The following is a 6260-nucleotide window of genomic DNA, read 5'->3' as shown; positions in this document are numbered from 1 at the left end:
AGTTCCGCACGCAAAGGAAAGCACTTAATGTGCTTTCCGTTTTGCGCAGGACTGTAGAGCAGGAAACTTAGCCCGTGCCGGGGCCGCTGAGACCAGACCGGTGGGATAGACGGGTTCAGATGGGGCTTTGATGCATGGGTGGTCTGTTGTTGTGCAAATGGGTATCATACTGTGGTTAATGTGTCGACTCCGTGATGCATGTTTGTACGTTCCCGACGGTCGGTTTGCCAGAAGCGCCCCGCCGGTTGTTCCAGACCCGTTTCGAAGAAAGGAAACAACACTCACCTATGGCAGCTAAAAAATCATCTCCCTTGAAGATCATCCCGCTCGGCGGCCTTGATGGCATCGGCAAGAACATGACGGTCTTCGAGTGCGGCGACGACATGGTGCTCGTCGACGCTGGCCTCATGTTCCCCGATGACTCGCAGCCCGGTATCGACCTGGTGCTCCCGGATTACACCTACGTTCTGGAAAACGAGGAAAAGCTCCGCGGCATCATCGTCACTCACGGCCACGAGGACCACACCGGTTCGCTTCCGTATCTGCTGCAGGACCTCAACAACAAGGTGCCCATCTTCTCGAGCAAGCTGACGCTTGGGTTTATCGAGGGCAAGCTCTCCGAGTTCCGCATTCGTGCACCCAAGTTCCGTGAGGTCAAGGGCGGCAGCCACGTCAATTTGGGTGGCATCTCGCTCGACTTCTTCTCGATGACGCACTCCATCCCGGGCGCTCTGGGCGTGTTCATCCGCACCAACCAGGGCACCGTTATGCACACTGGCGACTTTAAGCTCGACCAGACGCCCATCGACGGCGTCACGCCCGACTATGCCGCTATCAGCCGCTTTGCCAAGCAGGGCATCGACCTGCTGCTGTCCGACTCCACCAACGCCACGGTCCCCGGCTTTACCAAGTCCGAGGCCGAGGTCGGCCCCAACCTGCTGCATGCCATCAAGAATGCTCCGGGCCGCGTGTTTGTCGCGTCGTTCTCGAGCCACATCCATCGTCTGCAGCAGATCTGCGACGCCGCCCGCAAGTGCGGCCGCAAGGTCGTCGTGACCGGTCGTTCCATGCTCACCAACACCCGCGTGGCGCGCGAGCTCGGTTATCTCAACATCGATGATGCCGATATCATCGATGCCTTCGATATTGACAACCTGCCCGACGACAAGATCGTCGTCATGTGCACCGGTTCGCAGGGCGAGCCTCTGTCGGCCCTTTCGCGCATGGCCAACGGCGAGCACAAGACGCTCTCCATACACGAGGGCGATACCGTCATCCTCTCGGCAACGCCGGTCCCCGGTAACGAGAAGGCCGTTCAGCAGGTCGTCAACAGCCTCGCCAAGCTCGGCTGCGACGTGTGGGATAAGAACCGTGCCCTCGTTCACGTCTCGGGTCACGGTAGCCAGGAGGAGCTCAAGCTCCTGATGGCCATGGCTAAGCCTACGTACTTTATGCCGGTCCACGGCGAGGCCGTGCATCTGCGCGCTCATGCTCAACTTGCACGCAAGATGGGCATCAAGGACGACCATATCTTTATCCTTGACAACGGCGATACGCTCGAGATGCGTGGCGGTATCGTCAAGCGCGGTACGCCCGTCGAGTCCGGCATCGTCTATGTCGACGGTCTTCGCATCGGCGACACTGACCCCATCGTCCTGCGCGATCGCCAGAAGCTCGCCAACGACGGCATGGTCACGGCCGTTGCCATCGTCTCGCTCAAGCATAAGAAGATCGAAGCCATCGAGTTCTCGGGCCGCGGCGTCTCGTTTGCCATCGACGACCAGTTCTCCGAGGATGCCTCCGCGTCCATCATGAAGACGATCGAGAAGGGCAAGTTCAGCTTTACGAGCAGCGGTTCCGATGCCATTCGCAAGGCCGTGCGCGATTCGCTCTCTAACTTTATTTGGAGCCGTACGCGCACCCGTCCGATGATCATCCCGGTCGTCATGGAGGTTTAGTTTGGCGCGCGGATCTGCACAAAACGCCAAAGGCAATAAGGCCAATAACCAACCGGCATCTGCTAAGGGTGCCGGTTCCCATCTGCGTGCCAATAAGGGCCACGAGGCCGACTTCGACGATTTTGAGCCCTTGGTCGAGCCCTCAGCCAATCGCGATATCGCCGGCGTGGTTATCGCCGTTTTGGCGATTGCGTCCTTCATTGCCGTGATTTCGCCGGCGACTGCACCCGTTACGGCTGCGGTTGCCGGTTTCTACCACCTGGGCTTTGGTCTGGGCGCCTACGTGCTGCCGATCGTCATTTTGCTGTTTGCCGCCACGCTCTTTTTAGGTGAGGACTCGCCGCTCAACGTGCGCTCTGTGGCGGGCGGCGCCGTGGTCTTTATCGCCGTCGTCTCCATTCTTTCGCTGATGGTGCCGGGTACGAGTGACTCGTGCGACCTTATGTTCACGCCGCAAAATTTGTCCGCCTCGGGTGGCTACATCGGTGCGTTTATAGCGAGTGTGCTGCAGAATGCCCTGGGTAAGCCTATCGCGATGGTAGTCCTGCTGGGCCTTGTTGTCGTGGGCCTGGTTATCATTGGCTTTTCGGTGGGCGGCGTGCTGCGCTCTGCCCGCGATCGTGCGGCAGATTTTGCCGAGCGCCATCGTGCCGATGTTAACGCGAGCCCATGGGGTGACGATGAGGCCCTGTCGGTGCCCGGTGTTGCCCGTCCGCGCCTGAGCATTCTTCGTCAAAAGGGCTCCGATATGGCCGTGACCACGGTGATGGGCAACGATGATGACCTGGTTTTGGACGATGACGACGAGGACGAAGATCCGTTTGTCGACGTGTCCGATGCCGTGGAAGCTGAGCGCGCTAAGACGACGCTGATGCCGCGCCGCCATGCCAAGAAGGGCAAGGCTGCGCCTAAGCTCAATACGAGTGAGCCCGACCCGTCTTGGTCCGAGAGCGAGATTGAGCTCACTGAGGGCGATGACGAGGGCGACGAGGCTCCGATTGAGACCGCAAAGACAACTTTGCTGCCGCGTCGCCATGCAAAGCGCGACCAGGTAACCGGTCAGCTTTCGATGGAAGACGACCCCGATAAGATCGATGAGTCCGAGCCGCCGTTTGCCGTGAATCCCGTCTCGGCAGCACCTCAGATTCCCGACTTCTTGAAGCATCCCAAGGTTGTCGATGCGCCTGCCTTGAGTGCTGTCGAATCGGCTGCGGCTAGTGATGGGGGAGCGGACGGCGGCGCCGCAGATAACGAGGGCGAAGAAGAGGACGGTCTCAAACTTCCGCCGCTCGAAATCCTGCATGCCAACCCGCAGTCGGCTTCCGCCGCGTCCTCGGACAAAGAGCTTGAGCAGACTGCCGAGTCACTGCAGTCCACGCTGCTTGAGTTTGGCCGCAGTGCCCGCGTGGTCGGCTGGATCGCCGGCCCCACGGTGACGACCTTTAAGCTGCAACCTGGCGAGGGCGAGCGCGTGAGCAAGATTTCGAGCCTCGAGGACGATATCGCGCTATCGCTTGCTGCCCAGTCGGTGCGTATCTTTGCCCCGATCCCCGGCACCTCGCTTGTGGGTATCGAGATCCCCAATCGCAAGCGCCAGAACGTCAACCTGGGCGACGTGCTTCCCTATGTGAAGGGCGGTCCGCTCGAGCTCGCCATCGGTCGAGATGCCGAGGGTACGCCGGTCGTCGCCGACCTTGCCAAGATGCCCCACCTGCTGATCGCCGGTACCACGGGTTCCGGTAAGTCGGTCATGATCAACTCCATCATCACGACCTTGCTCATGCGCGCCCTTCCCGAGGACGTTCGCCTGATCATGGTCGACCCCAAGCGCGTCGAGCTTGCGGGCTATAACGGTCTGCCGCATCTTTACGTGCCTGTAGTGACCGAGCCCAAACAGGCCGCGAGCGCTCTGCAATGGGCCGTGTCCGAGATGGAGCGTCGCTTGAAGGTTTTCGAACGCCTTAACGTGCGTAAGATTTCGACCTACAACGAAAAGCAGGCCGCCGGCGAGTTTGAGCATTACGACAACCCGCCGCAAAAGATGCCCTACCTGGTCATCATCCTTGACGAGCTCTCGGACCTGATGATGGTCGCCGGTAAGGATGTCGAGGCCTCGATTGTGCGTATTGCGCAGCTGGGCCGTGCCGCCGGCATTCATCTTATCGTGGCCACGCAGCGCCCCAGTTCCAACGTAGTGACGGGCCTTATCAAGGCCAACATCACCAACCGCATCGCCTTTAATGTCGCCACGGGCATCGACTCGCGCGTCATCATCGACCAGATGGGTGCCGAAAAGCTCACCGGTTTGGGCGACATGCTGTTCTCCAAGGTCGACTGGGGCAAGCCTCGCCGTATCCAGGGCTGCTTTGTCTCGGACGACGAAATCAACGAGATTGTCGAGTTCGTCAAGTCGCAGAGCGAGCCCGACTACCACGAGGAGATCCTGTCTGCCGTGGCGCCCGCTTCCATGTCCATGGTGGGTGGCGGCGGCATTGTCCGCACCGGAGTAGCTGAGCCGCAAGACGATGATCCGCTCATTTGGGAAGCCGCCCATATTGTGGTGGAATCGCAGCTGGGCTCCACATCTGGCCTGCAACGTCGTCTGAAGGTTGGCTATGCGCGTGCCGGGCGTATTATGGACATGCTGGAAGAAAAGGGTGTCGTCGGCCCGCCCGACGGTTCCAAGCCGCGCGAGGTCCTGCTGGACGAGGAGGGGCTAGCCGCGCTGGAATCTGTCGACGCCGAGATGGCACGTGAAGATCGTGAGTTTGGAGGATTCTGATGGCTGCACGCTTTGGTGACATGCTGCTCGAGCAGCGTCGCCGAATGGGCCTTTCCATTCAGCAGGTCGCCAACACCATCAAAATCAGGCCGCAGATCATCGAGTTTTTCGAGACCGGTAACTTTGCTTCGATGCCGCCGCGCGGCTATGCACAGGGCATGATTTCGAGCTATGCTCGCTTTTTGGGCCTCAATCCGCGCGAGGTCGTCAATGCCTACTTTGACGACCTGATGGCATACGAACGCGAAACGTCGCAGCAGGGCGGTCGTTTTCAGGACGCCGCCGGCTACGTCAATTCGCGTTCCTCGGTCGATAACGGGCGCTTCCTGATGGTTCAGGGCGGTCGTTCGACCCGCTATGGACAGCGTCCTCAGCAGGCCGGTTATATTACTGAGACGGGTTCGGGCGAGGAGATTCGCTCACAGCGTGACCGGTTCCGCAGTACGCCGATGCCCGAGGACCGTGCACTTCCCGCTGCCCGCGGCGTGGCGCGTGACCCTCGTGCCGGCTACGGCGACGGCGGCTATTCCGATCGCGGTCACCGTGGTGTCTCCACCGGACGCTCTCGCGGTGGCTATGCGGATGCCGATACCACGCAGGTGACGCCGCGTCTTCGCTCTCAATCACAGCCGTATGGAAAGCGCTCTTCGGCTCCGCGTTCGGGCCAGCGTGGCTATCAAGGCCGCGGTGAACTTGCGCCCCGCTCGGGTCAGCGCAGCCTTCAGGGCCAGGGTGGCTATCGCGGCCGTTCCGATAGCAATCGTGGTCGTATGCCTCAGGGAGGCGGCCGCAGCAGTTCCAATCGTGGACGCGGCGGATCACGTACTCCTCAAAACAACGGGCTCGATCCGCGTATCGTCTACGCCGGCATCGGTGCCGTTGCGCTGTTGTTGATTGTGCTCATCGTGGTGCTTCTGCGCGGCTGCGCATCTTCGGCGCCCGAGACCACGCCCGAGACGCCCACTGCCACCAAGACGACGACCAAGAAGTCTTCTAAGAAGACCGAAACGGTCGACGAGGACGAAGACACCGATGAGGCGACGGATGAGTCGACTGACTCGGACGCTACCAAGACGACGGCCAAGAAGGAAGAGAACGAGGTCACGAAGGTCAAAGTCTCCGTTGCCAAGGGAAAGACCGCGTGGATTGAGGTCAAGGTCGACGGCAAGTCGGTCTATGGCGCCCAAGCGACTGGCCCCTTTGAGCAGGAGTACTCGCCCGAGTCCTCGATCGAGATCACCACGTCCAAGCCTTCCGATGTCACCGTTACCAAGAACGGTGAAAAGGTCCGTTACGATACCAAGACCTCGGGCGTGGCGCGTGTGACGATCACCGTTCCCAAGAAGGAGACGACTGATTCCGAGAATGGTGAAAGTTCTGATGGTACCGATTCCACCGATGGTGCCGATACCACCGACGTTACCGATGCCCAGTCCACGGATGGCGCCGATACCGCAACTGACGGTCAGACACCCACCGATTCTACCGACTATTCGTACGATAGCTACTAAGCCGCTCGT

3 protein-coding genes are annotated in these 6260 nt (G+C 60.3%); all 3 read left to right on the top strand.

Translation table 11 applies throughout. The features are described from left to right. Nucleotides 1-287: 287 nt before the first annotated feature. The 3 genes from I2D57_RS07765 to I2D57_RS07755 are packed head-to-tail and all read left to right on the top strand — an operon-like array spanning nucleotide 288 to nucleotide 6251. Entirely contained in the window at nucleotides 288-1958 is a 1671-nt protein-coding gene (locus I2D57_RS07765) for a ribonuclease J (protein WP_195362066.1), read from the top strand. 1 nt (nucleotide 1959) lies between these two features. Continuing rightward, on the top strand, nucleotides 1960-4740 hold the full coding sequence (locus I2D57_RS07760; RefSeq protein WP_229055692.1) for an FtsK/SpoIIIE family DNA translocase: 2781 nt from the start codon (nucleotides 1960-1962) through the stop codon (nucleotides 4738-4740). After that, nucleotides 4740-6251, top strand: coding sequence for a RodZ domain-containing protein (locus I2D57_RS07755; RefSeq protein WP_195362065.1), 1512 nt, complete (start codon nucleotides 4740-4742; stop codon nucleotides 6249-6251). Before I2D57_RS07760 ends, I2D57_RS07755 begins: the two co-directional genes overlap by 1 nt. Nucleotides 6252-6260: the final 9 nt, after the last annotated feature.

Origin of the sequence: Collinsella aerofaciens (assembly GCF_015553355.1) — a bacterium.
In the GTDB taxonomy this organism is placed as follows: domain Bacteria; phylum Actinomycetota; class Coriobacteriia; order Coriobacteriales; family Coriobacteriaceae; genus Collinsella; species Collinsella aerofaciens_V.
This window is presented reverse-complemented; position numbering and strand designations above follow the sequence as displayed.

Coding starts and splice junctions, on each gene's coding strand:
- I2D57_RS07765 (WP_195362066.1), top strand. CDS start 288: ATGGCAGCTAAAAAATCATCTCCCTTGAAGATCATCCCGCTCGGCGGC.
- I2D57_RS07755 (WP_195362065.1), top strand. CDS start 4,740: ATGGCTGCACGCTTTGGTGACATGCTGCTCGAGCAGCGTCGCCGAATG.